Genomic DNA, 24,555 nt, shown 5'->3' on the forward strand with positions numbered 1-24,555 from the left:
ATGTGTCAGTTCGCAGTCGGCAACAGTCTTGCTATGTGCCCTTCGACGATTGTGCGAGCGGTTGTGGAGGTGACCGCCCCATCCTCGGCGAGGATCGTCACAGCGAGACCGTCGCATAGGGCCAGCAGTTCGGTTGCCCGAAGCATCGCGTCCTCAGGTTGTGCGATCTGTGGACGAAGCGCATCAGCCAGCTCGGACCGCAAGCGGCCCCACCTGGCGGAGTTTATTTCCTTGACCGCAGGGTCCACGCTTGCTTGCGCGGAGAGTTGGAGCCAGACTCGAGCCGCCGGGTCATCGGGATTCGAGGGCAGGAGTATGTCGAGCAGAGCGCTACGGCGAGAAGTGGGGTTCTTGTCGGCGGTCGCCTGCTCCAATCTCTTGGTTTCGCGCCGTGCGATCTCGCTCATGGCACCGATAAGCATCTGCGACTTGGTGGGGAAGTGATGTTGTACCGCGCCGATCGATACCCCGGTTCGAGTCGCCACTGTTCGCACGCTGAGTGCCTCGAATCCTCCTTCGGAGACGAGATCGATCATCGTATCAATCAGGTGTTGGGCGGACTCGCTGATGATCGGACCGCTCTGCTCATCCGCGTCGTTCATGGAACTGACGATACAGGCGATGGGCCCCGACGGCTGAACGTTTGAGCCAGTCGCCAGGATCGGGCAGGGAACCGGATAGTGGTCTGTCGGTGACGATGGCAAGACATAGGGCAAACACTCCTCCTCCCAACAGAGCGAATTCCACCGTCTCCATCAGCAAGCCGATGATCGTGGTCAGTCTCTCGTGGTCGACGCCGAGGTCGATCGGTACAAACTGGACGACGATGCCGATGAGGGACAGTGCCACTCCGGTGATCATCAGCGCCGTCACTGTTCTGTTTGCTGTGGGGCCGGCCGGGGCGGCGGCACTCCCAGGTGAAGTGCGAACTGTCCGTCTGCGTCCCGCTGATGCTCCGGTGAGCAGCAGCGCAACCGCGAGCGTCAGCAGGACGAATCGTCCGATCGTCCACCCGGTAAGCTGCTCGCCGAAACTGGCTTCTCCAAGACTCCCGACCGCAGCCAGGCGCGTATCGGCAATGCCGATCCCGGACGCGAGCAACGCCAGGAGGCAGCCGACGATGCCCACCCAGGCGCCGCCAGCGGCTCCTCGTCGATAGATGACAAGCAGAACGATTCCTGCCGCCGGGGCAAGCAGGCCCACGAGCTCGAGGATGCGGAACACGACCACTCTCCAATACGTTCGTATTGTATTCACCATACGGACGTATTGTACGTGCGTCAAGGCAGCGGGTCACCCGAAGGCGACTTCACCGGGAGGTGTACTCAATCCGGTCGGTGTCTCTGCCCCGCCTTGTCTGCGGCGACCACGGCGAGGTCACGATGTTGCCAGGTCACGTGTGGTGTGAAACCGGTCTCGGTCAGCCACTCGAGTTGCTCGGCCAGCGGGCTGGGGGTGTCGACAACTCCGTCGATCGGCGTGACCACATCTGACGGATCGGGAGGGACGACGAGGTCGGCGAGCACGAACCGACCGCCGTCGACGAGCACCTCGTGGATTCTCATGAACAGATCGGCCTTCTCATCGGCATCGAGATGATGCACAGCGAGGGTCGACATGACGAGGTCGACGGGGACGGCCGGCAGGGAATCTTGGAGTCGCCCATGAGAGAGCGAACTGCGATCCGGGTCGAGGACCTTCGCGGCACCGGCGAGCATCTCAACGCTCTCATCGATGCCGTGGATATGAGTCTGCGGCAACACCTCGGCGACCCGTCTGGCGGTCAGCCCGCTGCCCACGCCGAGGTCGAGGATCGTCCGTGGGCCGACCTCCACCACAGCAGCCAGCAGCTCGTCCTGCAGCAGTCGGTAATCGGGGATCTCCTCGGACATGACGTCGAGGTAAGTGTCGGGGTTCCAGGTGAAATCAGCCATGATGCCTCCGCTTTCAGGCTAGCACTCGGTGATCAGCACGAGCAGAGCGATAGCACCGGCCACGCGGGGTAGGATTTCACACGGAGGCGTCCGAGTCCTGGTGGGCTCCCCGGTCTTCAAAACCGGTGAGACCGAGTATCTCGGTCTGGCGGGTTCGATTCCCGTCCGCCTCCGCCACCACCGCAGTGAAGGAGAACGCAGTCTTGGTCGATACGGATCCGCGGCGCAGCATCCCGCGCACCGATCATCTCCTCGCCCTTCCCGAGGTCATCGCCGCAGGTGAGAGCCGGAGTCGGGCTACGATCAAAGCGATCATCTCCGAAGCTCAGACCGCTGCTCGCAACGGTGAGATTCCCGTCGCCGAGGTGGCCCCCACCATCATCTCCCGCTTAAGTTCCGACTCGGCATCGTCACTGACCCCGGTCCTCAACGCCACCGGAATCATCGTCCACACCAATCTGGGCAGGGCTCCTCTGTCCGAGTCCGCTCGCCGGGCCGTGGCCGATGCGGCCGGCTATGTCGACGTTGAGTTGGACCTGGTCAGCGGCAAGCGAAGCAAGCGGGGGACCGGCGCCAAGCAGGCACTTCTGCGTGCCTGCCCAGACGCCGAAGACGCACTGGTCATCAACAACGGTGCCGCCGCCCTGCTGCTCGCCGTGACAGCGCTGTGCCGTGAAGACGGCGTCGGCGCTGGTAACACGGGTGGTCCCGGTGAGATCGTCATCAGCCGCGGCGAACTCATCGAGATCGGAGCCGGCTTCCGCCTTCCCGACCTCATGGCCACGACCGGGTCCCGGCTGCGCGAAGTCGGAATGACGAACCGCACCCACCTCGACGATTATGCGCAGGCCATCACCGCCGAAACTGCGAGCCTGCTCAAGGTCCACACAAGCAACTTCCGAGTCGAAGGCTTCACCGCCTCGGTTGAGATTGCGCAGCTGCGTGAACTTGCCGACGAGCACGACCTTCCCCTCATCGCCGATCTGGGAAGCGGACTTTTCGAACCCGACCCGTATCTGCCCAACGAACCCGATATCGCCAGCGCGCTCGCCGCCGGAGCCGATGTCGTCATCGTCAGCGGTGACAAACTCCTCGGCGGTCCTCAAGCGGGCCTCATCCTCGGTCGCAGCGACGCCGTCCAGCGCATCGCGAAGCACCCCCTGGCCAGGGCAATGCGCACCGACAAACTCACGCTGGCCGCAATCGAGGCCACGGTTGCGAACACCGAGAACCCGGTCCATGAGGCACTGCACATCGATCTCGACAGACTCAAAGAACGCACCGAGCACCTGGCAGAGCTTGCCTCTGGAACCGTCGTCGCCCATGACGGTCGCGTCGGCGGCGGGGGAGCCCCCGGTGTTCCCCTTCCCGGATGGGCCATCGAACTGCCCGAGGAGCTCGCCCGCCCGCTGCGCCTCGGCGACCCGGCAGTCGTCGCCCGAGTTCACCAGGGACGATGCCTCATCGACCTGCGCTGCGTCCCAGAAGCCGATGACGATCTGATCGGCGAGGCCGTGAACCGGGCTCGTGCGAACACGCGGAACCACCTCGGTGACGATGGTGTGGGTTTCGGCGATGATCCGGACTTCACGAGCCATGCCTGAGATGTACGTTCTCGCAACCGCCGGCCACGTCGATCATGGGAAGTCCACCCTGGTCAACGCCCTGACCGGGATGGAACCGGACCGGTGGGCAGAGGAGAGGAAGCGGGGTCTGACGATCGACCTCGGCTTCGCCTGGACGACTCTGCCGTCCGGGAGGGAGCTCGCCTTCGTCGACGTTCCCGGGCATGAGAAGTTCCTCGCGAACATGCTCGCAGGCGTCGGCCCGGCCCCCATCGTGTGCCTCGTCGTCGCAGGGGACAAGGGGTGGCAGGCCCAGTCGAGTGATCACCGGGACGCGATCACCGCGCTGGGCATCACCCGCGGCCTCGTCGTCATCACCCGCGCTGACCTCGCCCCCGAGTCGGTCGCAGCGACAGAGGCCCAGATCAGAGCCGAACTGCGGGGTACACCGCTGGCCGATGCTCCGGTGCTCACCGTCTCCGCGACTACCGGGGACGGACTCGACGAACTCGTCGCGACGCTCGATGCCGTCACCGCCGAAGCTCCGGCCCCCGACGCGGAGGCCCGACTGCGGCTGTGGGTCGACCGCGCCTTCACGATCAAGGGCGCCGGCACCGTGGTCACCGGCACGCTCACGGCCGGAACTCTGCGCACCGGGGACCGCCTGCGCCTCGTCGGGGAGACCTCGGACGAGGCGACGGCAGTCCGTGGTCTGCAGAGCCGGAATTCCTCCGCCGAGGAGGTCGCCCCTAGCGCCCGTGTCGCCGTGAATCTGCGCGAGGTCGCAGCCGATGATATCCACCGCGGTGACGCTCTCATCACCGACGATGCATGGCCGATCGTCGACATCATTGACGTTCGCCGAACCATGGGCCAGCTGCTCGACGAGGGCGTGCACGGACTCATGCTCCACATCGGAACCGCCGCGGTCGCGGTGCACATGAGGCCCTTCGACGGCGACCACGCCCGCCTCACACTCGAGCGTCCGCTGCCGCTGCAGGTCACGGACCGGATCGTGCTGCGCAGCCCCGGCAGCCGCAACGTCTTTGCAGGCGTCGTCGTCCTCGATGTCGACCCTCCCGAACTCGGCCGCCGTGGAGCCGGCACCCGGCGTGCCCGAGAGCTGAACGGGCGTCCGGAAACCGGGGACATCCTCGCCGAGGTGGCCCGCCGTGGAGCCGTGGAACGGGCCAGATTGGTGCGCTTCGGACTGACGCTTCCCGACGCCGTCGCGGGCGTTGAAGAGATCGCCGGAGGATGGCTCGTCCACCGACAGACACTCGAGAAGTGGGTCGAGAACGCGGAGACTATCGTGAGGGCGAAGCTGGCGGCAGAGCCTCTGGCTGCTGGTGTGCCCGAGAAGGCACTGGCCGAAGAGCTGCGCCGCGTCGACCCTCCATTGCCTGACAGCGGCGGTCAGGAACTCGTCGCTGCCATCGCCTCTCGCGCCGGCCTCGATACGGTCAAAGGCATGGTCCGCCCGCCCGGTCACACCGCCGATCTGGGTCCGGCCGAAGCAGGCGTCGCCGAGGTGGAACGACGCTTGGCGGCCAATCCCTTCGCAGCTCCCGAGGCCGATGACCTGCGAGAACTCCGACTGGGAGTGCGAGAGCTTGCTGTCGCCGAATCCGCGGGACGGCTCCTGCGCCTCGGCGATGGTGTGGTTGTGTCACCACGGACACCGGCACAGGCGATGCGACTGCTTGCGCGACTGGACCAGCCGTTCACGACGAGTGCGGCCAGGAAGGCTCTGGGCACCACGCGGCGCGTCGTCATTCCCCTGCTCGAATACCTCGACGGTCGCGGTTGGACCCGCCGTATCGACAACACATCACGCGAGGTTGTGAGGTAGACAGACGCGCGCCTGAATGGAGCCTGACCCTCACCTTCGAGTGGCCCGATGGGCGGGCCGAGACCCGGGTCACGGATGCGTGCGGGCGCCCCGTAGTGTCGCAGAGCATCCAGCGAATTCTGAGCTGATGCTCACCAGCCCCTTCCGATTCGTTGCTGCGAGACTAAGCCACCTATGAGCGTCTCGGCATTGAACCGCCTACCTGCGTCCGACAGTGTGGTGTGAGGCGATTACCGGAGCATCCCTGTGCCGAAAGCAGGAAGCAGATGTGTTCCGAATCCGATCAGGACGCCGTCCGGGCAGCTCGCCCGATCCAACAGGAAAGTGAGAACAGATGAACAGCGTGCGCAAATTTGCGGTGACTGCACTGTCCGCTGCCGTCATCGCAGGGGGTCTCTCCCTGGGGGCGGTGACTTCGGCCGCGGCGGGTCCGATCTCAGGAGCCGTCGACCAGCCGAGCGAGAACGTCTCGGGGGCCGGTCAGGGCCAGGGCGACGGCACAGCCGTGGGCATCGACGATCCGGATGAGCTCAGCTCCGAGCAGATCGACAATGCTCGCACCATCATCGGTGTCGGTAAGGGCGCAGACTTGTCGGAGAAGGCCCAGAAGATCGCCGTGATGACCGCACTGCAGGAGTCGAGCCTGCAGAATCTCGACGGCGGGGATCGTGACTCCGTCGGAGCGTTCCAGCAGCGCCCCTCGATGAACTGGGGATCGGCCGAGCAGGTGGAGGATCCCGTCTTCGCCTCGAAGTCGTTCTATGGAGTCAACCCCGACAGCCCCAATCCGGGCCTGACCCAGATCGACAACTGGGAGAACATCGACCCGGGTCGGGCCGCGCAGGACGTGCAGTCCTCGGCTTTCCCCGACGAATACGCGAAGTGGGAACCCCTTGCCGCGCAGCTCGTCGATGACAACCAGGACGTCGACGACATCGAATGAGTTCCGGATCCGGCCTGGCTCCCGACCGCCGTGCTCAGATTGCCGCGTCTGAGCGGTTGATTCTTCGCAGTCTCTTCGTCGTCTCGACGATGAAGGCGGCAGCCTCCGTGGCTCTGGCGCGATCATCGACTTCGCGGTCGACAGCAGCATAGGCGGCGTTCAACTCTGCAAATCGCCCAGTGGACCTGATGGTCATGGAACGACCGTCGGTGGGGTTGGTCTCTCGTTCGATCCAGTTGTCGGCCTCGAGTCGTGTGAGCACTCCGGTCACTGTTGCTCGGCTCCAGCCGATCCGGTCGGCGATCTGTGACGGTGTGCACGGCCCTTCCCGGTCGACGACATCGAGGATGTCCAGATCGCGGGGCTGAAGCTTGACCGAGCGCGCAACCCTGTCGTTGAGGATGACGAGCTCGATTCTCAGTTCGCGTATTGCGTCACGGACGCTGGGCAGCGATGCGCCATCCTCACTCATTTCGCGTGTCGGTCGGTTGAAGGAGCGACGACTCGTCGGATGTGAGGCGACTCATCGAGTTCAGCGATCATCGCCGCGGCCAGATCCGCGCGAGAGGTGAAGTTGCCGCCCAGGGAATCCAGTGTCAGCCGATAATCAGAGACATGGTCCCTATTGATCAGCCTGGCCGGCCGCATGACCGTCCAGTCGATGTCGTCGCAGTCGAGGAGGTATTCCTCCATTGCCCGCATGTCGGCGTAGACGGTCTTTCCGATGACATTGCGCAACAGGGGAAACAGGATGTTGTCGGCGAAGAAGTTCAGGCGGGGCGGCGGATATGTCAGCCCGGAGCTCACGACGACGAGTCGTCGTCCGACGCCCTGCGCTCTGAGGCCGGCGACGATATTCGCGGTACCGGCCGAGTAGATGTCAATCTGCTTTCGCGTATAAGAACCGGCTCCCAGCGCGGACAGAGCAGCCTGCGCGCCGGATAGCGCTGCGTCGATGCCGTCCCCAGTCCCGGGATCTGCCAGAACCTGCTCGACCTCAGTACCTCGTGGAAGGGGAAGGCGCTCGCGACGCCGACTCACCGCTCTGACCGAATGCCCTGCGTCGACTGCCTGTTGGCAGATCAGCAGGCCGGTCGGCCCGGATGCTCCGAAAACCGCGATGTCCATGTGGGCCTCCTCGTGGAGTGGTTGGAGATGCGACGTTGGAAATATAGTACGAGAAGCGTATCAGTTTCTCGCCTCAATGAGAATAGCGGACATCGCCAGACCAGTGCTTGTCCGCCATCACTCACGTGGCGGATGCGTCGGTATCGGGTCGCGCAGCAGCCGCGCCAGAGCAACCTCGATGATCGGACTATGGTCCGGGAATTCGTCGAGAGCATGCTGCCCAGGCTGTCAGCAAGTGGAGTCCAGTACTCGCAGAGGTTGCGTGCCACCCACGCGTGCAGCACCTCGGGCTCGGGATCAAGATCCCAGTCGGAAACCTTGTCGCCGCGGACGGAGATGCCGCCGTCGACGAGTTGCTTCCAGATCACCGGATTGACGTCGAACGCTTCTGTTGGCTCGAGGATCTCCCCGACATGTGAGGCGATCGGCCGTATCTGAATCACCGGTCTGGAGACGTCCGATTCCCAGACGAACACGGTGTTGCAGCACGCGCTGAAGCCCAGCCCAAGTCCGGCGCGCACGCTTAAGCGGGGAAGCTGCGAAAGGTGCAGCAGACGCAAGCGTGCCATGAAGCCGCGGCGCTCCTTCCGCTCATCGCTGATAACTGCGACGACATCGATATCGCTGCGGCCGGGACGGTTAGGCGCCCAAGGCAATGGAACCACCGACCGCAGCGCGACTTCGACACACCGCAGGATCTCCACAATTCAACTGACGTTGACGTCGTGTTCGTTGCAGGTGCCATTGTCTTTTAGGGAGGCTGGAGCGTGGGCGAGCAGACAGAAGATCGAAAGCGGAGGACCGTACGTTTCTCGGCAGAGAGTAAGTCGCGCTCGCCTATAGTTCAACACAATGGCCATTGCTCGATCGAGCCGACACCGGGAGAATCAGAATAGATGGAACTTGCACGAGCATCAGCGGTGACAGCTCTGTCAGCAATCCTCCTCGCCGGCGGTGCTGCAGCGGCGACTGCTTCTGCGGCAACCGCGGCGTCAGTTGAGACCGCAGCGCTGGCGGAGACCCGAGCACCCACCAGCGGCAGCCATCCTGCCACCGGCGATACCCGCAACGGCGGTGAAATCAGCAGCACCCAGGACACCAGCCAGCTCACCCAGGAGCAGAGCGACAATGCGCGCACCATCATCGCCGTCGGCAAGGGCTCTGAACTCTCGAACCAGGCTCAGAAGATCGCTGTCATGACCGCGCTGCAGGAATCGAGTCTGCGGAATCTCGACAGCGGCGACAAAGACTCTGCCGGACTGTTCCAACAGCGGCCGTCATACGGTTGGGGGACCCACGGGCAGATCACCGATGCGGTGTACGCCTCGAAGTCCTTCTACGGAGTCAATCCAGAGTGCCCGAACCCGGGGCTGCTTCAGATCGCGGGGTGGGAGACGATGGATCCCGGCGCCGCGGCCCAGGCGGTCCAAGGCTCAGGACATCCCGATGCCTATGACAAGTGGGAGACGCTGGCCGAAGAACTCGTCGATGAGAACCAGGACGTCGAGCCCATCAATTGACGCACCTATGTGTCCCGGCTGCGGCGAGCCCTGACGCCCGCAAGCCAAACGTGCTCACGTAGAGCATTTGTGCTCTACCAGGGCACTTTTGACTAGCGGAAGCGGAAGCGGAAGCGGGAGGGGCGAGCTCAGCCCAGCGCGCCAGCGGCCAGCCGCCGCACCACCTCGGTGAGGTGATGCAGGCCGGAGACGAGATCCTCGTCCTTCGTGAACTCCTGCAGGCTGTGCGAGACACCGCCGACGCTGGGGATGAAGAGCATGACCGTGGGGACGGTGTCCTTCATGTTCGTCGAGTCGTGGCCGGCCACGGTCATCACCCTCGCCGAGGTGAGTCCCAGGTCCTCGGCGGCTGATCGTGCCAGCTCGACCCCGTCCTCGGAATACGGGTTCTGATCCCAGCTGTGTTCGGCGACGATCTCGATCTCGACACCGACCTCGTCATTGACCTTCGCGATTGTGGACATGAGGGAATCGTGGGCGGCGGCGATCACCTCGGCGCGCGGCGATCGCAGGTCGAGGAGCAGCCCGACCTCGCTCGCGACGACGACCGGGGAATTCGGGTAGACGTTGAGCTCACCGCACGCGGTGTGCAGCGCCCCAGCGTCGAATTCGTCGACGAGCTCACGGGCGGCCACCACCAGGCGAGCGGCACCGAGGAGAGCATCGCGGCGGTCACTCATCAGGGTCGATCCGCTGTGGGCCTGCTCCCCGGTGACACGGAATTCGTACTTATGGGCGGCCCAGGTGGCATTGACGAGGCCGATCGTGACCCCGTCCTCTTCCATGCTGCGACCCTGCTGGACGTGGATCTCGGCATAGGCGGCAATCTCGGGTGCGGTGAAGTCTCCGCGCTCACCGATGGCATCGAGCGCCTCGGCGACGGTGATTCCTTTGGGATCGGTGGTGGCCAGTGCCGCCTCGAGCTCGGCCTTGCCGGTGAAGACATTGCTGCCCATCATCGAGGGTTTGAAGCGCGAGCCCTCTTCGTTGAACCAGTTGATGACGGCGAGGTTGTACTTCGCCCTTGCAGGGTCGGCGCGCAGCTCATCGGCGACGGCGAAGCAGGCGTGGGCCGAGGACATGACGCCATACGCCCCATCGAAGCGGCCGGCGGTCGGCTGCGAATCCATGTGCGATCCGGTGAGGACGTAAGGGGCGCCGGGAACGAGTTCGAGCAGACCGAACTGATTGCCGATCGCATCCCGGTGAACGCTGAACCCGTGCTTCTCCAGCAGCTCGGCGAACCATTTGCGCTGCTCGCCATCGGCAGCGCTCGCCGCCTGCCGATCGACGCCGTTCGTGCCCTCGACGGCTCCGAATCGCGAATGCACGGACCAGTCGGCGAGGAACTCGTCGTCACGGTCGGCCTGTGCTGCGGGAGTCTGCGAAATGGGGGTCTGTGTCATGGTGCGTCCTTTTCGGGTGTGCTGGGGAGATGTCAGGGGTGAGGCAGAGTCAGGAGTGCGAATGTGTCATGCGTGTGGCAGCGTCAGCCTGCGATCTCATCGGCGGCCGGAGGCATGAGCTTGGAATCGATGAGGACGTGGATGAGCGCCGGGCCCTCTGCTGCCAGGGCTCGGTCGAGGGCCGCCTCGAAGTCTTCGGTCTTCTCCACGCGTTCGCCGTGTCCGCCGAAGGATGACATCCATACCGCGAAATCGGGGTTGACCATGCGTGTGCCCGAGGGCCTGCCCGGATAGTGGTTGACCTGGTGCTGGACGATCGTGCCGTACACGCCGTTGTCGGCGACGATGACCAGCGGACTCGCCCCGTGAGCGAAGGCCGTGGCCAGCTCCTGACCGTTCATGAGGAAGTCGCCATCGCCGCAGATCGCGACCGCACGACGTTCTGGGAAGGCGAGTGAGGCCGCGACGGCGCCGGGCACAGCCAGACCCATGGCCCCGTTGCGGGCACCGACGAGGCTCGCCGATTGAAGATGCCTGATGAAGCGGTGGCCCCAGATCGTGGCGTTGCCCGCCCCGTACGTGAGCACGGCTTCCCCGTCGAGTCGGTCGTCGAGGATCCCGAACGCCACCCCGAGATCGACGCCGGTTCGAGCAACCGCTCCGGCCACCTCGGCGTCGGGACGATGTGCGGAGACCTTCGACTGCACGTCCGAACGGGAGGTCATCCACTCATCGGTGCGCTCCCCGCGCAGATCAGCCGCATCGATCGAGCCGTTCACCGAGGTGGACGCGGTCAGCGCCGTGACGAAGCTGCGTGGGGAGGCCAGGATCTGCTGGTCGATGCGCCCGGCATGCTGGGTTGCCTCCGGGTCGAGCCCCACGACGACGGTCTCCGCGTCGAAGCCGCGCGTGTAGCCGTCGCTGGCCACATCGGATCGGGTGGCACCGACGAAGACGAGAAGGTCGGCATCACCGTATCCGGCGGCGACTGCCTCGGCGCGGCCATAGCCCAACCAGCCGGCCCAGGCGGGTCCGGTGTGGGGGACGGCGTCGTAGGCGCGCCAATCGCAGTAGACCGCAATCCCCGCCGAGGCGGCCAGGTCGAGCAGCGCCCGCCCGTGGCCCTCGTGCCAGCCGTCCCCGCCGAGGACGAAGGCCGGCTTCGCTGCATTGCCGATGCGTGTGGCCAGGGATTCGAGGTCTGTTGCAGAGGGCTGAGGTTCGGCGATCGGGGCCGGGGCTGTGTCCGGTGCCTCTGTCATGCGGACGAGGACATCCTCTGGCAGTCCCACGACGACGGGGCCGGGGCGCCCGGATGCGGCGATGCGCAGGGCATCGGCCGTGAGGTCACCGGCGCGATCCTCATCATCGATGATGATGACCTTCTTCGCGGTCGAGGAGAACCACTCGGGCAGGCTGAATTCCTGGAAGGACTCTCGGGCACGGTCCGCGATGGGCACGAGTCCGACGAACAGGACGAGTGCAGTGGCGTCCTGGTAGGCGGTGTGCACAGAGATCATGGCGTTCGCCGCCCCCGGCCCACGCGTGACCATGGCGATTCCGGGCCGGCCGGTCAGGCGCGACTCGGACAGAGCCATGAACCCGGCACCGCCCTCCTGACGGCACACGACTGTCTCGATCGAGGAGTCGTAGAGACCATCGAGAACGTCGAGATAGCTTTCGCCGGGAACGGCGTAGACCCGCTGGATTCCAGCGTTCTCCAGAGTATTGACGATGTGATGACCGGCCGAGCGGAACATGCGTGTGGGTCCTTCCGAAGGCGAAGCGATGGTGTGTGAGGGCAGGCGGGGGCGCGGGTGGTCCGCCGTGCTCACGGCGGCCCACCTCGGCGAGCGTTGCTCAGTGTTTGAAGCCGGGCAGATCGACGCTCAGGCGCGGTGCGACGGCCCCAGCGAAGGCCGTGAACAGGGACAGGAAGGCCAGCATCGCAGCGGCCGGCCACCAGTGATTGGCCGCCGCGGCGACGAGTCCGGTGGCTGCCAGCGGAATGAAACCGGAGACCATGCCGGCGACGTTCTGAGCCAGGGCGACGCCGGTGTAGCGGGTGCTGGCTGGGAACAGGCCGGTCATCACGGTGCCGGAGGCGGCGTAGGGCAGTGACAGTGTGCCGACAGCCAGTGTCATAGCGAGGACGACGAGGACCGGCTGGCCGGAGGCGAACATGAGGAAGGCCGGAACGGCGACCACCGCCGAGGCGATTCCACCCCACAGGATGACCTTGCTGGCCCCGTACTTCGTTCCGAGCGCTCCACCCCAGATGAGGCAGAAGATCTCGACAGCGGCGGCGACCATGCTGCCAAGGAGCAGAAGCGAATCGTCGTAGCCGAGGACGTTGACGCCGTACCAGACGCAGAATGCGGTGACGAGGTAGAACCCGCCGACGCCCAGAAGGGCAGCGGCCATGCCGACGATGATCTGTTTCCAGCTGTCGCGGAAGGTGGTGCGCACGGGGCTCTTCTCGAGCTCACCGGATTCCTCGAGCTGGCGGAAGACCGGGGATTCCTCGAGGCGGCTGCGGATGTAGACGGCGACGAGGAGGAGCGGGATGGCGGCGAGGAACGGGATGCGCCAACCCCAGGCGCTGAAGCTGTCGGCCGACAGGATCAGGGTCATGATGAAGAAGCCGCCGGAGGACAGAATGGTGCCGATGGGCGAACCGATCTGAGGAATCGCGGCGTAGCGTGCGCGCAGGTGAAGTGGGGCGTTCTCGACGACGAGCGTCATGGCACCCGACCATTCGCCACCGACGAACAGGCCCTGCAGGATGCGCAGGAGCACGAGCAGCACCGGAGCGGCGAAGCCGATCGCGGCGTAGGTCGGCAAAGCGCCGATGAGGCCGGTGACGATGCCGATGCCGACGATCGTGACCATGAGGACCCGGCGGCGGCCGACCTTGTCGCCGAGGCGACCGAAGATGAGTCCGCCGATCGGGCGAGCGGCAAGTCCGACGCCGAAGGTGGCGAACGAAGCCATTGCGGCCGCGGTTGCGTTCTCACTGGTGAAGTACTGGACGTTGAAGACCAATGCCGCAGCCGCGCTGAAGAGGAAGAAGTCATACCATTCGAGTGCGGTGCCGAGCAGGGCGCCGAGGGCGACCTTGTTGGCATCCTTGATGCTGAGCTCCTGCGTCGCGGAGTATTCCGCCGCAGCAGTTGGGTCGTTGTGACTCATGTATTTCTCCATCGAGCGCAGGACGTGGTTGGGCATTCAACCTGTAACTTAGAACACTACAGAGTGAGATCGCACGATTTCGAGCATCTTTTGCCCCGGGAACGCTGTTTTAGATTGTGCAACTGCACATAGTCTAGGACGATGCCGCCAACACATGAGAGACAGCTCAGGGATCAGCCGCTGCCGGGAGACCGTCAGCGCTGGATCGAACTCCTCGATGCCCTCGATCTCGAACAGCTCACCGAACGGTTCATGTCACGTGTCGTCAGAGTGCCCGGCTACGATCCCGCTCCGATTCCGGTCTCAGAACTGCGGCGGACCGGTCATAGTTCATTTCAATCCCTCGTCGAAGGTCTGCGTGCCGGTGGTTTCGACGGCCCGGTTGCGGTGTCCACGGAGGTTGGGGTCTCACGCGCTCGGGTGGGGATTCCGCTGGAGGCACTGATGACGGCGATCCGGCATGACTTCAACGTCTTGTGGGAGGCGCTGACCAGGGTCGCGACGCAAGACGACGCGGAGCTCGTCATCCGACACACGGGGATCGTGCTCTCCACCGTCGACGAATACGTCTCCCAGGTTCAGCAGGCCTACGCCGCCGAACAGCAGCGGATGCGGGAGGAAGAATCCTCCGTCCGGCAGGGACTCATCGCGGGACTGTTCGACGATCTCCACCCGACGGACGAGCGTCTGTCCACGATCGCCTCGGCGCTGGGCCTCGATCCGGAACGTCCGCTGCTCGTCGTGGCCGCCCGCGGTGAGGACACCTCGGCGCTGCGGGTGCTCATCTCCGATCACGAGCGCGCGGGCGGGACCATGTTCACGCACCACCTCGGCGATGTCCTCATTGCCTTCACTCGCACGTCCGAGCTCGCCGGGTCGCGGTTGGAAGCGACCGAACGTCGCCTCGCCGAGGTGCGGGTGGGTTTGGTCCACGCGGCCGGCATCGGGTCCCTGCGCAGGTCAGCGCTGACCGCTCGAGATCTGGCGCAGCTGCTCACACATGATGAGGTGGGGGCGATGACCTGGGAACGCGGTTGGGCCAGACTCGCCGCTCAGGCACTGAACGCGGCCGGGAACTCCATCGTCACCGACGTCGAACGTGCGCTCGCCGTCTGCGGAGCGGCCGAACGTGAACGTCTCGTCGAGGCCGTCCACACCTACCTGCACTCGGGCAGCATCGGAGCCAGCGCCGCGGAACTGTTCTGCCATCGCAATACTGTGGCCAATCGCCTGCGCCGCTTCGCCGACCTGACCGGAGTCGACCCGATGATCCCCGCCGAGGCGGCACGTCTAGTTGTCGGATGGGCGTGAGTGAGGGGTCCGGCTTCATCCATCTGATCCATCCCGATCGCAGGGAGCTGGAGTATGCCACTGGCGCAGCACACTTGCGCATCGCATGAAGAGCTCGTCGAGATCGGGCAATTTAGCCAATCTAATATTTTAGATACACGACTGTAGTCGCCCTATAAAAGCCTCTACATGCGCGGGGAGTTGGCTTATTCGCATGGGCCGCAGCTGTTCCGTTCTGAGAAAGGTTAGCGCGATCGGCAAATAGCCAAAATTGCGAATCGACAATATTGGAATATGGATACCTAAATAAAAATTTACGTGCCGATCTGGTTTTCAATGCAAGTTTATAGGAAACTATTCCAAGCATGATCTATTGAATAATATAAATACTACTTATGACCGATAGCTGATCAATTCGTCGGTTCCTGATTCCATTCGGAGTCGGGAACACCATTCACTTCTTCATGCCCTTTGGGAACGTCGAATCGTTGAGCGGTGAGATCACGAGGGAGCAGCTTGAATCCCTGCCAGTGCATCTCCATGGGCGACTGCTCTTCATCACGGGGGACATGGTGGAATCCGACAGCGACCCATGACACGACGTCGTCGAGCTTTTGACCCTTGCCGTCGTCGACGAACTCAGGAACTCCACGGCCGCAGTCACCGCGATTTTTCGTCGCATACTGTTCGCATTCGTTGAAGTTCGTGAAGCCGACGTCGTACCCGGGCTCTTCCTCGTGGGAGTGGGTATGTTCAACGTCATCGACGAACTCGAATGAGTCCGACTTTCCGGTGTCGATCTCATAGGAGATGGGATGCCCGTCGTCGTTGAGCGCCGCGGGGTTGAGGACTCGCCACCACCGGCGGTCCTTCCACCGTGCAAGGGCAGGGTGCTCGATATCCTTCAGCTTCCCCTTCATGATCGGTGATTCCGGTCCGGACTTGCCCGTCGGGTTGGCGTCGAACTGCTGCGCCTTCATTCCGCCTTCGCCTCCGAGCCCCCAGCGGACCTTCCAGACGGCGTTATGCGAATGACTCGCCGCATGTTCGTCATGTCCGACGTCCGAACCGTGATCCTCATCCGTGTAGTCGACAGGCGATAGGTCACCGGTTGCGCCGAGCTGCACATCGATGGATCCATCAGAGCCGAATGTGTACTGAGAGACGTACTCATACCAGCCCACCCGAGACACCGTTGACAGTCGCAAAGCGTTCTTTCGGGCGGAGGCCGGTGCTACGAGATCACTCGAATGATAGGCGAGTCCGTCGTCGATGACCTCGGTGCACAGGACGTTGCGGGTCTCGGTCTCCCCGTACTTGCCGTCGCCGATCTTCGGGATCTCCATCGAGTTCAGGTCTCCCGCGCAGGCATCGGACTGCAGCGTCTTCATCTTGCGGCCGCCGAAGCCGGCCGCAGTGATATCGGATGTGTTGCGCTTTCCGGTGTCATACGGGACTTCCAGCTGGGCGATGGAGGCAGAATCGATGATCCTGATCGGGTCTTTGCCGGGTGGCGCGATAAAGACTTCGGAAAGAGAGAGACCGAAATCGGGATGGACTCCCCAGCACATCGTCCAGGTCGCTCCGCTGGACAGAGTCTGCGAGACCTTCTTCGCGGGTTTCTTGCAGGTGCTGGAGGCGACTGCTGAGGACTCCGCGGTCTTCGCATCTTCGGGTGAGGCGTCACCTCGAGTGCACGCCGAGACGAAGAGGATCAGACATAGCCCTCCTGCCACGATCTGCAACAGACGTTTGTTCGTGTAGGCATGTCTTCTCACAGTTGCTCAGTTCGTCTTTCCCGGCGGCATCTCATGGACAGATAGGGGTGGCGGCGGCACCTGAAATGTGTCGCCACCACCCGGGTGCTCATCTCGCGATGAGCCTCATACGTTCCTTGTGTTCATGAACGCATGTACTGCATCTGCGTCGACTGCGATGCCTGGCATCGCGATCAGCAGCTGTCGAAGGTGTCACAAGCCTGGGAACAGGTTGCGTGGGTCGAACATCGATGTGCCGCTGTGTGGCTCCACCGGTCCCGGCTTCGCGGCGTCTGCCGACTTGCCGCAGGGATCGGTGCGAACTCCAGCGTTACCGAAGCCCATCCGTGACTTGCCACCTGCAACGCCGAGGCTCAGCGCAGAGACGTCCATTCCGCTGACGACCTTCTTGCCGTCTGCAGTCTCGCACTCAGTTTTCTCCTGGTGGTTGATCTGCAGCGAGACGAGGTTATCTGCCAGCAGTTTGAGGAACGGATCAACTGCCGCGCGGATTGGGGCCGTCATCATGTCGGTCTTGATCGTGGTGAACGCCTTGTACAGCAGGCCGGCCGGGTCTGCGAGCTTGTCATGGATCGGGCCTAGGACGGTCTCCATCGAGTTCATCACGGTGTCGATCGTCGTGCAGGATACGGCGCCCGTCGCACCGGAAGGTTTGCAGTCGTAGTTGCTGACCTTTCCGGTGAGGTCCATGTCCCATCCAGCGGTGGTTCCGTCGAGAGCAGTGATATCAACGTTCACGTTCGCACTGCGCAGCGATTCGATCGCTGTGTCCACTGCGACGTCGATGACCTTCTCGATGGCATCGTGGATGCTGCTGGCGATGAGCGGGTATGTCTCATCGTCGATCAGCTCTGAGTTCGGATCCTGGTTGTTGATTCCGACTGGACGATCGGTCACACCGTCGTCGTTGCCGCCGAGGCGGGCGAGGTCGACCTCGACTGAACCCTTTCCAAGGTCGATCGTGGCGAGTCCGTCATCGGTCTTGATCGGTTCACGCAGAATTGCATCGAGTACGTCATCCTGGATGTCGGAGGTGACGGTCGTGTCGACCTTCATCCCCGGAAGGGCTTTGCCGAGGCCGAGCGCGTCGTTGACCCTGTCGGCGACTTCGTCTTCCATCTGACCTGCAGCGTCGGACACGCCGTCGCCGGCGTCCTCGATGGCTGGGGAATGGAGGTTGAGCTTTGCGTCGCCGACGCGGTACTGGCCGATTCCGCCGACACCGTCCGGATCCTGGAATTCGCCGTCAACTGCTTCGACCCAGGCGCCGCCGAGGCCGAAGTTCAGGTCTGCTTGGTCGATGAGTCCGTCGGTGACATCAGATTTTCCAGTGGCGTCGACCAGCGACAGGAGGTCGACGTTGGCGGTACCGAACTCGTTGTCTTTACCATCGAGCGTGAGTCCACCATCGGCGCCGACGATTCCGGTGACGGCCTTGCCATTCTTGGAGTCGGCAGCGGTCGATTCGCTGTGGATAGCGCCGGCTTCACCGAAGCTGAGGAAATCATCGAGCGGAATCTCGTAACCTGCACCGAAGTCGACGACTTCGTCGTCGCCGATGGCGCCGTTGAATGCTTCGCGGTTGGGACCCGGATCCGATTTGGATGCGGCCGTGGACTTACCCAGTGCGACGAGTTCTTTCGAGTCCAGGGTCATGCCTGCGACACTGGCTCCAGCTTCCGTCGGCTCGTCGGCGTGGACGTTGAGGCCCTGTGCCGATACCGCGGTCGACGCCAGCAGTGTGCCCGCAACTCCGATGGCCATGCCAGGCAGAATTCGCCTGAGAACCATCTTTCTCTTTCGATGACCACTGTGGGGACGTGATTGCACGTGGTGAGACACGAATTTACCTCCAAAGTACCGCTCGTTGGTTGGCCCGCTCATTCAGATGTCGGCATATGCACCAACGAGCGTTGCCCACAGGACATCCTTGCGAAGCACTCAGGCCGTGTCCAGGGATTTTGAGAGTTTTTTGAAACTTTGACATGAAGAACAAGCTAGTTTGTAATCTGGAACAATTGTTGGATACCGGTGGCCGATCTGAATTTCTGCGTCATACTCGATCTGGTTCCATTGATATATCCGCAGCGCGGGAGGTTTTTTTCATGCTCACCCTTCCGGCGTTTTCGCGAACCTGTGCAAATGTGTGCACTGATGAGTTCTGTGCTCATGTGAAATCAAGATGATTTGTCATTTGAGTGAATGTGGAGGTGGCCATGGATGATGCGTGCATGACTAGCTTGAAACTTGTACTATCGGTACACATCGGTTGGACGCGAGGTTGAGGAATGGGTACAGGGTTGCACCTTTCAGAGATGAGCCGGCCGGCGGGGGCGCTGACGATGTCTGATGCCAACCAACTCGTGAATTGGGCCGAGACTCAGATGCCGCGCATCGTCGGAGATGCCTATGACAGGATTCTCGAGCGAATTCCACTCTACGAGCGCTCAGAGCCGCATCTTCAGGCGGAGCTTCATCAGTCGATCGAGGACAATCTGAGGGCCGCGGTCAGCGCGATGAACCAGTGTCACGACACGTTGCAGCTGAGCACGCCGCATGAGACGGGCAGACGTCGGGCTCAGCAGGGGATCCCTCTGGCCGAGATCTTGCAGGCGAACCATTTCAGCTTCGGCGTTCTCTGGGATGCGTTGGTCGAGGCGGCGAGACCAGGAGGCGATTGCGAAGCTCCGGAAGCCATCTTCGCGGTGGCGACGTGGCTGTGGTCAGTCGCGGACGCGCACGCGGTGGCATTGACTGAATCGTATAGGGCAGCATCGGCTGAGCTTCTCGCCGAGGAGGGGCGCCGACGTGCGGCGTTGGTTGAGTCGCTGCTTGCAGGACGGCCGAGTCCGGATTGCAGCTCGTGGGAGATGGCGACCTTGCTCGGTCTGGCTCCGGATGCGGATCTCATCGTGGTTGCGGTTGACAACCGCAACCCGGCAGGCGGAGGTCTGGGCGACCTGGAACAGAAGTTTGCGGACCAGGGGATCGTCTCGGGGTGGCAGCTGACGCCGACGCTGCAGCTCGGGGTTGTGTCATTCCACTCCGAGCAGCACGAAGTTGCCTTGGGCGTTCTGAGAACTATTGCGGCACGTGCAGGAGTGAGCCCGCCATATAGGGTGTTGGCTGAAACTCCGCGGGCCCTGCAGCTGGCACGCACGGCTCTGTCGACATTGCGCCCAGGTCAGACCGAGGTGTGTGAGTTCAACTCGAGTCCTTTGGCGGCGCTCCTCGCGTGTGAGCCGAATGAGGGGCGGCGGCTGGCCTATGAGGTGCTCAGAGGAGTCTTGGAACTGCCTGCCGCAGATCGGTCGTTGATACTCGACACGCTTGTTGCCTATTTCGACAATGAGGGCTCGGCCGAGCGCGCCGCCGAACAGCTGTACTGCCACTCCAACACGGTCCGCTATCGACTCCGCCGTGTGCACGAACTCACGGGACGCTCGCTGAAAGATCCGCTGAGCTTGGCCGAGCTCGTCAGCGCGGTGTTTTCGCTGCGGATGTGCAAGCTCTATACGGCTAACTCATCGATTGCCTGAATAGCAACGTCGTCAATCCAATCCCTCGTAGCTCTGCCCGTGTGGTCCGGTCAGTGCAATTACCCGTCCATCGACAGCGAGCACGAACCGTCCGTCCTTTTCGCGATCAACCTGAGCTCCGATCTCCGGCAGCACTCCGCCTCCCTCATTGCTGATCCACACGACGTCATCACGCGATCGCATGAGGACGGCGAAGCGTTCGCGTTCGGCCGGTTCGACATAGGCAAGCACCGCGCTGTGGAATACGACTTTCTGCGTTTGCGCGGGAGCCTCAGACAGCACGGAATCGACGGTCTCGAGCAGATCGCCCGGGACCAGCCTCGGCGGCTCAGCGGACACAATGGAGGCCGCGGCACTCAGGCGATCCCGGCGCAGCTCGTGCTCCGGCCAGATCAGCGAGCGCAGCCATTCCTGCTGGTCACCGTCGGTGATGTCGATGGGATTGAGATCGATTCCGGTTCGCCAGGCAACCTCGGGGATCCGGTCGGGTGGAGGTGCATTCGTCAGTTCGCAGGCGAGTGCGACCGTGCTCGGGCCATCTTTGGGGTGGAGGGTCACCGGCCCTGACTCTGTGGTGTACGTGTAGCTGTAGCGATCGGGATACAGGCACAGGCCCGCCGAGGCGCCGACCTCGATGAGTGAGATCGGGCGCTCAATCTGAGCCAGCGCCGGCAGGAGCACGGCACAGCGTCCGGCCTCGTTCGTCTGCGTCGACCGCGCGAGCATCAGATCCCGGGTCATCTCCCAGTGCTCCAGCAGCCAGGTTCGCAGAGCTGCGTAGTCACCTTCACCGGCGCCGAGGTGGCGGGCAGCTGCGAAGAGGAGGTTGGCCTGGCGCTTCGGCTTGGGCAGATCGAGGAGGTGCTTGATGACCTCGTCGTCCTGAGCCACACCCGAGGCCCAGGCGGCGTAGATCGGTGAGGTGTCGGTCGCCTCGAGCTGGGCGAACTTGCGGTAGTACTCACGCAGGGAATCGGCGTCAAGCTCGGTCATCGGCTGCATCGTTGCCTTCCTGTGGTCGTGGCTCCAGCGTAGACCCTGGCCCTGACGCGAACTCCGGCACCACCTCGGCGACGGTCGGCATTCGGACGGACAAAGGCGGCACCCAGTCCCGGTATTCGGTACAAATCGAGCGAAGTATAGGAACGCAGGCAGTGCTGACGTAATGTTTTCGACGTAGTGTGCCGAGGGCCGTCATCGGCGACTCAGACTGATCGAGGGAGATCACATGTCATCCGAGGTGAACCCACCTGTGAGCCAGCAGCCGCCGAGCGATTCAGCAATGGAGAAGCGGACCCTGCGAAAGGTCATTCTTCGGCTGATCCCATTCATCATCGCGATGTACTTCATCAACTACCTCGACCGCACCAATCTCGGTATCGCGGGCCCCGGCGGAATGAACGAAGACCTCGCGATGACGGCCACTCAGTTCGGGTTCGCCGCCGGCATCTTCTTCTTCGGCTACCTCCTCCTCGAAGTGCCCTCGAATCTTGCTCTGCACAAATTCGGCGCACGGATCTGGCTCGCCCGCATTCTCATCAGTTGGGGCATCGTGGCAGCGGCGATGGCATTCGTGCCCAGCCACGGGTGGCTCTACTTCCTGCGCTTCCTCCTGGGCGTCGCCGAGGCGGGATTCTTCCCGGGCATCATCCTCTACCTCACATATTGGTTCCCCTCATCCATGCGAGCCCGGGCCACCGCGCTGTTCATGCTCGCGATCCCACTCTCCAGCGTCGTCGGTTCACCGCTGTCCTCGTGGCTGATCTCCGGCGGCGACTCGCTCTTTGCCAATTTCGCCGGCTGGCGCTTCATGTTCATCATCGAAGGTGTGCCCGCGATCCTGCTCGGCATCATGTGCATCTTCTACCTCACCGACCACCCCCGAAACGCCAAGTGGCTTTCTCCGGAGGAGCGGAACTGGCTCCAGTCGACGATGGACGCCGAAGAGAAGGGCAAGGCCGACTCGTTCCACTACCCGGTCCGCCGGTCGCTGCTCCAGCCGCGAGTGTGGGCACTGTCCTTCGTCTACTTCGGCATGGTCTACGGCATCTACGCGATGAGCTTCTTCCTGCCGACCATCATCTCCGGCTTCCAGGAGACCTTCGGCGTCGAGTATTCGATCGTCGAGATCGGCTTCATCACCGCGATTCCCTATGTCTTCGGTGCCTTCGCCATGTACTTCTGGTCCCGTCACGGAGACAAGACCAACGAGCGAGTGTGGCACGTTGCGATTCCGCTCTTCATCGGCGGCGTCACGATCCCTATTGCTCTGTACCTGAGTTCGCCGTTCACCACGATGATCGCTGTGACCATCACCTGCATGGCCATCTGTGCGGCCCTTCCGACCTTCTGGCCGCTGCCGCAGACCTTCCTCGCCGGAGCCGGAGCTGCCGCGGGGCTCGCGCTGATCAATTCGCTGGGCAACTCCGCCGGATTCTTCGCGCCCTACATCACCGGCGGACTCGCCGAGCTCACCGGAACCCAGAACGCGGGCATGTGGGTCGTCGGTGCAGCCATGGTCGCAGCCGGAGTCGTCACCCTCGTTCTCAAGGCCGCACCCGCGCCCGATAAGGTGAATCCGGAGATGACGACGTAGCCTCGCACGTGGCCCGACCCGGGCCCCGGTCGGGAATTGCGTCGTCACAGATGAGAATCGCCGAGGCGGTCGTGACCGTCCCGACATTTCCGTTCGGAAGGATGTCATGACAGCACAGAACCAGACCACGGTGGGACCGGCCGAACTCGATGCGCTCGCGGCCCGGCTGGGTGATGGGGCGCTGACGACGGATCCCGACGTCATCGAAGCTCACGCTCGTGATGAAGCTCTGTTCTGCCCTCACGAAGGGGCGATCGCTCTGGTCAGGGCCACGTCGGCGGCCGATGTCCAAGAAGTCATGCGCTTCGCCACCGAGCACGGCGTGCCGGTCGTTCCGCAGGGTGCGCGGTCGGGGATCTCTGGAGGCGCGAACGGCTCACCAGGAGCGATCCTGCTCAACGTCTCCCGGATGAAGGACGTCCTCAGCGTCAATGAGGCCGAAAGACTTGTCACCGTCCAGCCTGGCATCATCAACCAGGACCTCAAGGATCATCTGGCTCCCTTCGGTCTGTCCTATCCACCCGATCCTGGCTCGGTCGCGCTGTCATCGATCGGCGGCAACATCGCCACCAACGCTGGTGGCCTGTGCTGTGTGAAATACGGTGTGACCAGGGACTACGTGCGCAGCCTCACCGTTGTCTTGGCCGATGGCACGCTGACGAAGTTGGGCCCGCAGACGGCGAAAAGTGTGGCCGGCCTCGACATGCGCCATCTGTTCGTCGGCTCCGAGGGCACGCTGGGCATCGTCGTCGAGGCGACCCTGCGCCTGATCCCGAAGCTGCCGGATCCATTCACCGCCGTCGCAACGTTCCCCGACGAACGCTCGGGCCTGCAGACGGTTGCGGACTTCATGGCTGCCGGTGGAGTGCCGAGCCTGATGGAGTTCCTCGACTCGTCCAGCCTGAAGATGCTCAACGAGTTCGGAGATTTCGGCCTCGACGGTGACGCGGGGGCGATGCTGATCATGCAGGTCGACCAGAATCCTGCGGATTCGCAGGAAGTCATGGCCCAATTCGCCGAGGTGGCCGAGGCCTGCGGTGCACTCGACGTCGCGTACTCCGACGATCCGAGCGATTCGGCCGCGCTCATTGCCGCACGACGGATGATCCAACCCGCCTACGAGAAGTTCGCCAACAGTCATGGGGGAGGCCAGCTGCTCGACGATGTGTGCCTGCCTCGGGTGGCGATGCCCGAGTTCTGCGACCGGTTGAAGGAGCTGCAGGAGTCTTCGGGCCTGATGATCGCCCTGGTGGCCCATGCTGGTGACGGCAATACGCACCCCTCGGTATTCTTCGACGCAAGTGATGAGGAGCAGACCGCACGGGCGCAGGAGATCTTCGGCGAGATCATGCGCATCGGTCTGGAGCTGGGCGGCACGATCACTGGTGAACATGGCGTGGGCTTCCTCAAACGTGATTGGCTCAACAACGAGCTTGATGAGGGCTCGAGGCGGATCCAGATCGCTGTGAAGAATGCTCTTGACCCGCGGGGGATCCTCAACCCAGGGAAGATGCTCAGCGCGATCTGAGGTGCGAGTCCTCGCCTGGGACGATTGGCGTGTGACTGTGAGAGCCGCGACATTGTGAACGCACAGTGTCGCGGCTCTTTTTGTGTTCAGTGTTTGTGTGTGACGGATTTCCTCGTCACGTTCCTACGAGCAGACACCTATCAGCGTTCCACACACTGACCTGGGACGCGAAGAGCTCCTCGAAGCCCTTGAGCATCAATTGATGAAACAGTCAAAGAATAAACGAAAGAAAATCGAAACTCAAGGGTCAAAACGGGCGAACTGGGTGTATAGTTAGAGGAAGA

Annotated in this window: 20 protein-coding genes and 1 tRNA gene; 9 read left to right on the forward strand and 12 right to left on the reverse strand. The window is 63.1% G+C overall.

Going from position 1 to position 24,555, the window contains the following annotated elements; all coding sequences use genetic code 11:
• Positions 1 to 5: 5 nt before the first annotated feature.
• The 3 genes from INT29_RS06000 to INT29_RS06010 all read right to left on the reverse strand — a co-directional run bounded on the left by INT29_RS06000 (position 6) and on the right by INT29_RS06010 (position 1,934).
• Positions 6 to 602, reverse strand: coding sequence for a TetR/AcrR family transcriptional regulator (locus tag INT29_RS06000; protein WP_193071064.1), 597 nt, complete (start codon positions 600 to 602; stop codon positions 6 to 8).
• Positions 586 to 1,260: a hypothetical protein gene (locus INT29_RS06005; protein ID WP_193071066.1), complete on the reverse strand. Its 675-nt coding sequence runs from the start codon at positions 1,258 to 1,260 to the stop codon at positions 586 to 588. The genes INT29_RS06000 and INT29_RS06005 overlap by 17 nt, the downstream gene beginning before the upstream one ends.
• 65 nt (positions 1,261 to 1,325) lie before the next feature.
• Positions 1,326 to 1,934 (reverse strand): class I SAM-dependent methyltransferase, encoded by a 609-nt coding sequence (locus INT29_RS06010; RefSeq protein WP_193071067.1) that lies wholly within the window; start codon positions 1,932 to 1,934, stop codon positions 1,326 to 1,328.
• Positions 1,935 to 2,016: 82 nt separating this feature from the next.
• Between INT29_RS06010 and INT29_RS06015 the strand changes: the two genes are divergently transcribed.
• The 4 genes from INT29_RS06015 to INT29_RS06030 all read left to right on the forward strand — a co-directional run bounded on the left by INT29_RS06015 (position 2,017) and on the right by INT29_RS06030 (position 6,294).
• Positions 2,017 to 2,111, forward strand: a tRNA-Sec gene (locus INT29_RS06015).
• Positions 2,112 to 2,137: 26 nt separating this feature from the next.
• Positions 2,138 to 3,538: an L-seryl-tRNA(Sec) selenium transferase gene (gene selA / locus INT29_RS06020; RefSeq protein WP_193071069.1), complete on the forward strand. Its 1,401-nt coding sequence runs from the start codon at positions 2,138 to 2,140 to the stop codon at positions 3,536 to 3,538.
• Position 3,539: 1 nt separating this feature from the next.
• On the forward strand, positions 3,540 to 5,351 hold the full coding sequence (selB, locus tag INT29_RS06025; RefSeq protein WP_193071106.1) for a selenocysteine-specific translation elongation factor: 1,812 nt from the start codon (positions 3,540 to 3,542) through the stop codon (positions 5,349 to 5,351).
• A 334-nt stretch (positions 5,352 to 5,685) separates the two neighbouring features.
• Positions 5,686 to 6,294, forward strand: coding sequence for a hypothetical protein (locus INT29_RS06030; RefSeq protein WP_193071070.1), 609 nt, complete (start codon positions 5,686 to 5,688; stop codon positions 6,292 to 6,294).
• A 34-nt stretch (positions 6,295 to 6,328) separates the two neighbouring features.
• Here INT29_RS06030 and INT29_RS06035 read toward each other — a convergent pair whose 3' ends face one another.
• Genes INT29_RS06035 through INT29_RS06045 form a run of 3 tightly spaced genes read right to left on the reverse strand, consistent with a single transcriptional unit; the run spans position 6,329 to position 7,991 of the window.
• Positions 6,329 to 6,766: a MarR family winged helix-turn-helix transcriptional regulator gene (locus tag INT29_RS06035; protein ID WP_193071072.1), complete on the reverse strand. Its 438-nt coding sequence runs from the start codon at positions 6,764 to 6,766 to the stop codon at positions 6,329 to 6,331.
• The gene (locus INT29_RS06040; RefSeq protein WP_193071073.1) at positions 6,763 to 7,422 is read right to left on the reverse strand and encodes an NAD(P)-dependent oxidoreductase; all 660 of its coding nucleotides are present in this window, start codon (positions 7,420 to 7,422) and stop codon (positions 6,763 to 6,765) included. Before INT29_RS06040 ends, INT29_RS06035 begins: the two co-directional genes overlap by 4 nt.
• Positions 7,377 to 7,991: a hypothetical protein gene (locus tag INT29_RS06045; protein WP_193071075.1), complete on the reverse strand. Its 615-nt coding sequence runs from the start codon at positions 7,989 to 7,991 to the stop codon at positions 7,377 to 7,379. Before INT29_RS06045 ends, INT29_RS06040 begins: the two co-directional genes overlap by 46 nt.
• A gap of 327 nt (positions 7,992 to 8,318) precedes the next feature.
• Between INT29_RS06045 and INT29_RS06050 the strand changes: the two genes are divergently transcribed.
• On the forward strand, positions 8,319 to 8,942 hold the full coding sequence (locus tag INT29_RS06050; RefSeq protein ID WP_193071077.1) for a hypothetical protein: 624 nt from the start codon (positions 8,319 to 8,321) through the stop codon (positions 8,940 to 8,942).
• A 128-nt stretch (positions 8,943 to 9,070) separates the two neighbouring features.
• Here the strand turns inward: INT29_RS06050 and INT29_RS06055 are convergent, their stop codons facing one another.
• From INT29_RS06055 to INT29_RS06065, 3 genes are all read right to left on the reverse strand, one after another.
• Positions 9,071 to 10,348, reverse strand: a complete 1,278-nt coding sequence (locus INT29_RS06055; RefSeq protein WP_193071078.1) for a M20 family metallo-hydrolase — start codon at positions 10,346 to 10,348, stop codon at positions 9,071 to 9,073.
• An 83-nt stretch (positions 10,349 to 10,431) separates the two neighbouring features.
• A complete protein-coding gene (locus INT29_RS06060; protein WP_193071107.1) occupies positions 10,432 to 12,108 on the reverse strand; it encodes a thiamine pyrophosphate-dependent enzyme in 1,677 nt (558 codons plus the stop codon).
• Positions 12,109 to 12,208: 100 nt separating this feature from the next.
• The gene (locus INT29_RS06065) at positions 12,209 to 13,540 is read right to left on the reverse strand and encodes an MFS transporter (RefSeq protein WP_193071079.1); all 1,332 of its coding nucleotides are present in this window, start codon (positions 13,538 to 13,540) and stop codon (positions 12,209 to 12,211) included.
• Positions 13,541 to 13,681: 141 nt separating this feature from the next.
• On the opposite strand from INT29_RS06065, the gene INT29_RS06070 reads away from it, so the two are divergent.
• The gene (locus tag INT29_RS06070; protein WP_101572190.1) at positions 13,682 to 14,851 is read left to right on the forward strand and encodes a PucR family transcriptional regulator; all 1,170 of its coding nucleotides are present in this window, start codon (positions 13,682 to 13,684) and stop codon (positions 14,849 to 14,851) included.
• Positions 14,852 to 15,240: 389 nt separating this feature from the next.
• On the opposite strand, the gene INT29_RS06075 is transcribed toward INT29_RS06070, so the two are convergent.
• Entirely contained in the window at positions 15,241 to 16,608 is a 1,368-nt protein-coding gene (locus INT29_RS06075) for a copper amine oxidase (protein ID WP_193071080.1), read from the reverse strand.
• A 192-nt stretch (positions 16,609 to 16,800) separates the two neighbouring features.
• Entirely contained in the window at positions 16,801 to 18,372 is a 1,572-nt protein-coding gene (locus tag INT29_RS06080) for a choice-of-anchor G family protein (RefSeq protein WP_193071081.1), read from the reverse strand.
• Positions 18,373 to 18,923: 551 nt separating this feature from the next.
• On the opposite strand from INT29_RS06080, the gene INT29_RS06085 reads away from it, so the two are divergent.
• Positions 18,924 to 20,147 carry a PucR family transcriptional regulator gene (locus INT29_RS06085; RefSeq protein WP_219618875.1) on the forward strand — a complete coding sequence of 408 codons (1,224 nt, stop codon included), beginning with the start codon at positions 18,924 to 18,926 and terminating at the stop codon, positions 20,145 to 20,147.
• A gap of 12 nt (positions 20,148 to 20,159) precedes the next feature.
• Here INT29_RS06085 and INT29_RS06090 read toward each other — a convergent pair whose 3' ends face one another.
• Positions 20,160 to 21,140: a DUF2332 domain-containing protein gene (locus INT29_RS06090; protein WP_193071082.1), complete on the reverse strand. Its 981-nt coding sequence runs from the start codon at positions 21,138 to 21,140 to the stop codon at positions 20,160 to 20,162.
• A gap of 235 nt (positions 21,141 to 21,375) precedes the next feature.
• Here INT29_RS06090 and INT29_RS06095 point away from each other — a divergent pair, with 235 nt between their 5' ends.
• Both INT29_RS06095 and INT29_RS06100 read left to right on the forward strand, forming a co-directional pair.
• Positions 21,376 to 22,743, forward strand: coding sequence for an MFS transporter (locus tag INT29_RS06095; protein WP_226841646.1), 1,368 nt, complete (start codon positions 21,376 to 21,378; stop codon positions 22,741 to 22,743).
• Between the two features lie 106 nt (positions 22,744 to 22,849).
• Positions 22,850 to 24,271 carry an FAD-binding oxidoreductase gene (locus tag INT29_RS06100; RefSeq protein ID WP_101572185.1) on the forward strand — a complete coding sequence of 474 codons (1,422 nt, stop codon included), beginning with the start codon at positions 22,850 to 22,852 and terminating at the stop codon, positions 24,269 to 24,271.
• The last annotated feature ends 284 nt before the right edge of the window (positions 24,272 to 24,555 follow it).

Origin of the sequence: Brevibacterium sp. FME37 (assembly GCF_014897485.1) — a bacterium.
Classification (GTDB): domain Bacteria; phylum Actinomycetota; class Actinomycetes; order Actinomycetales; family Brevibacteriaceae; genus Brevibacterium.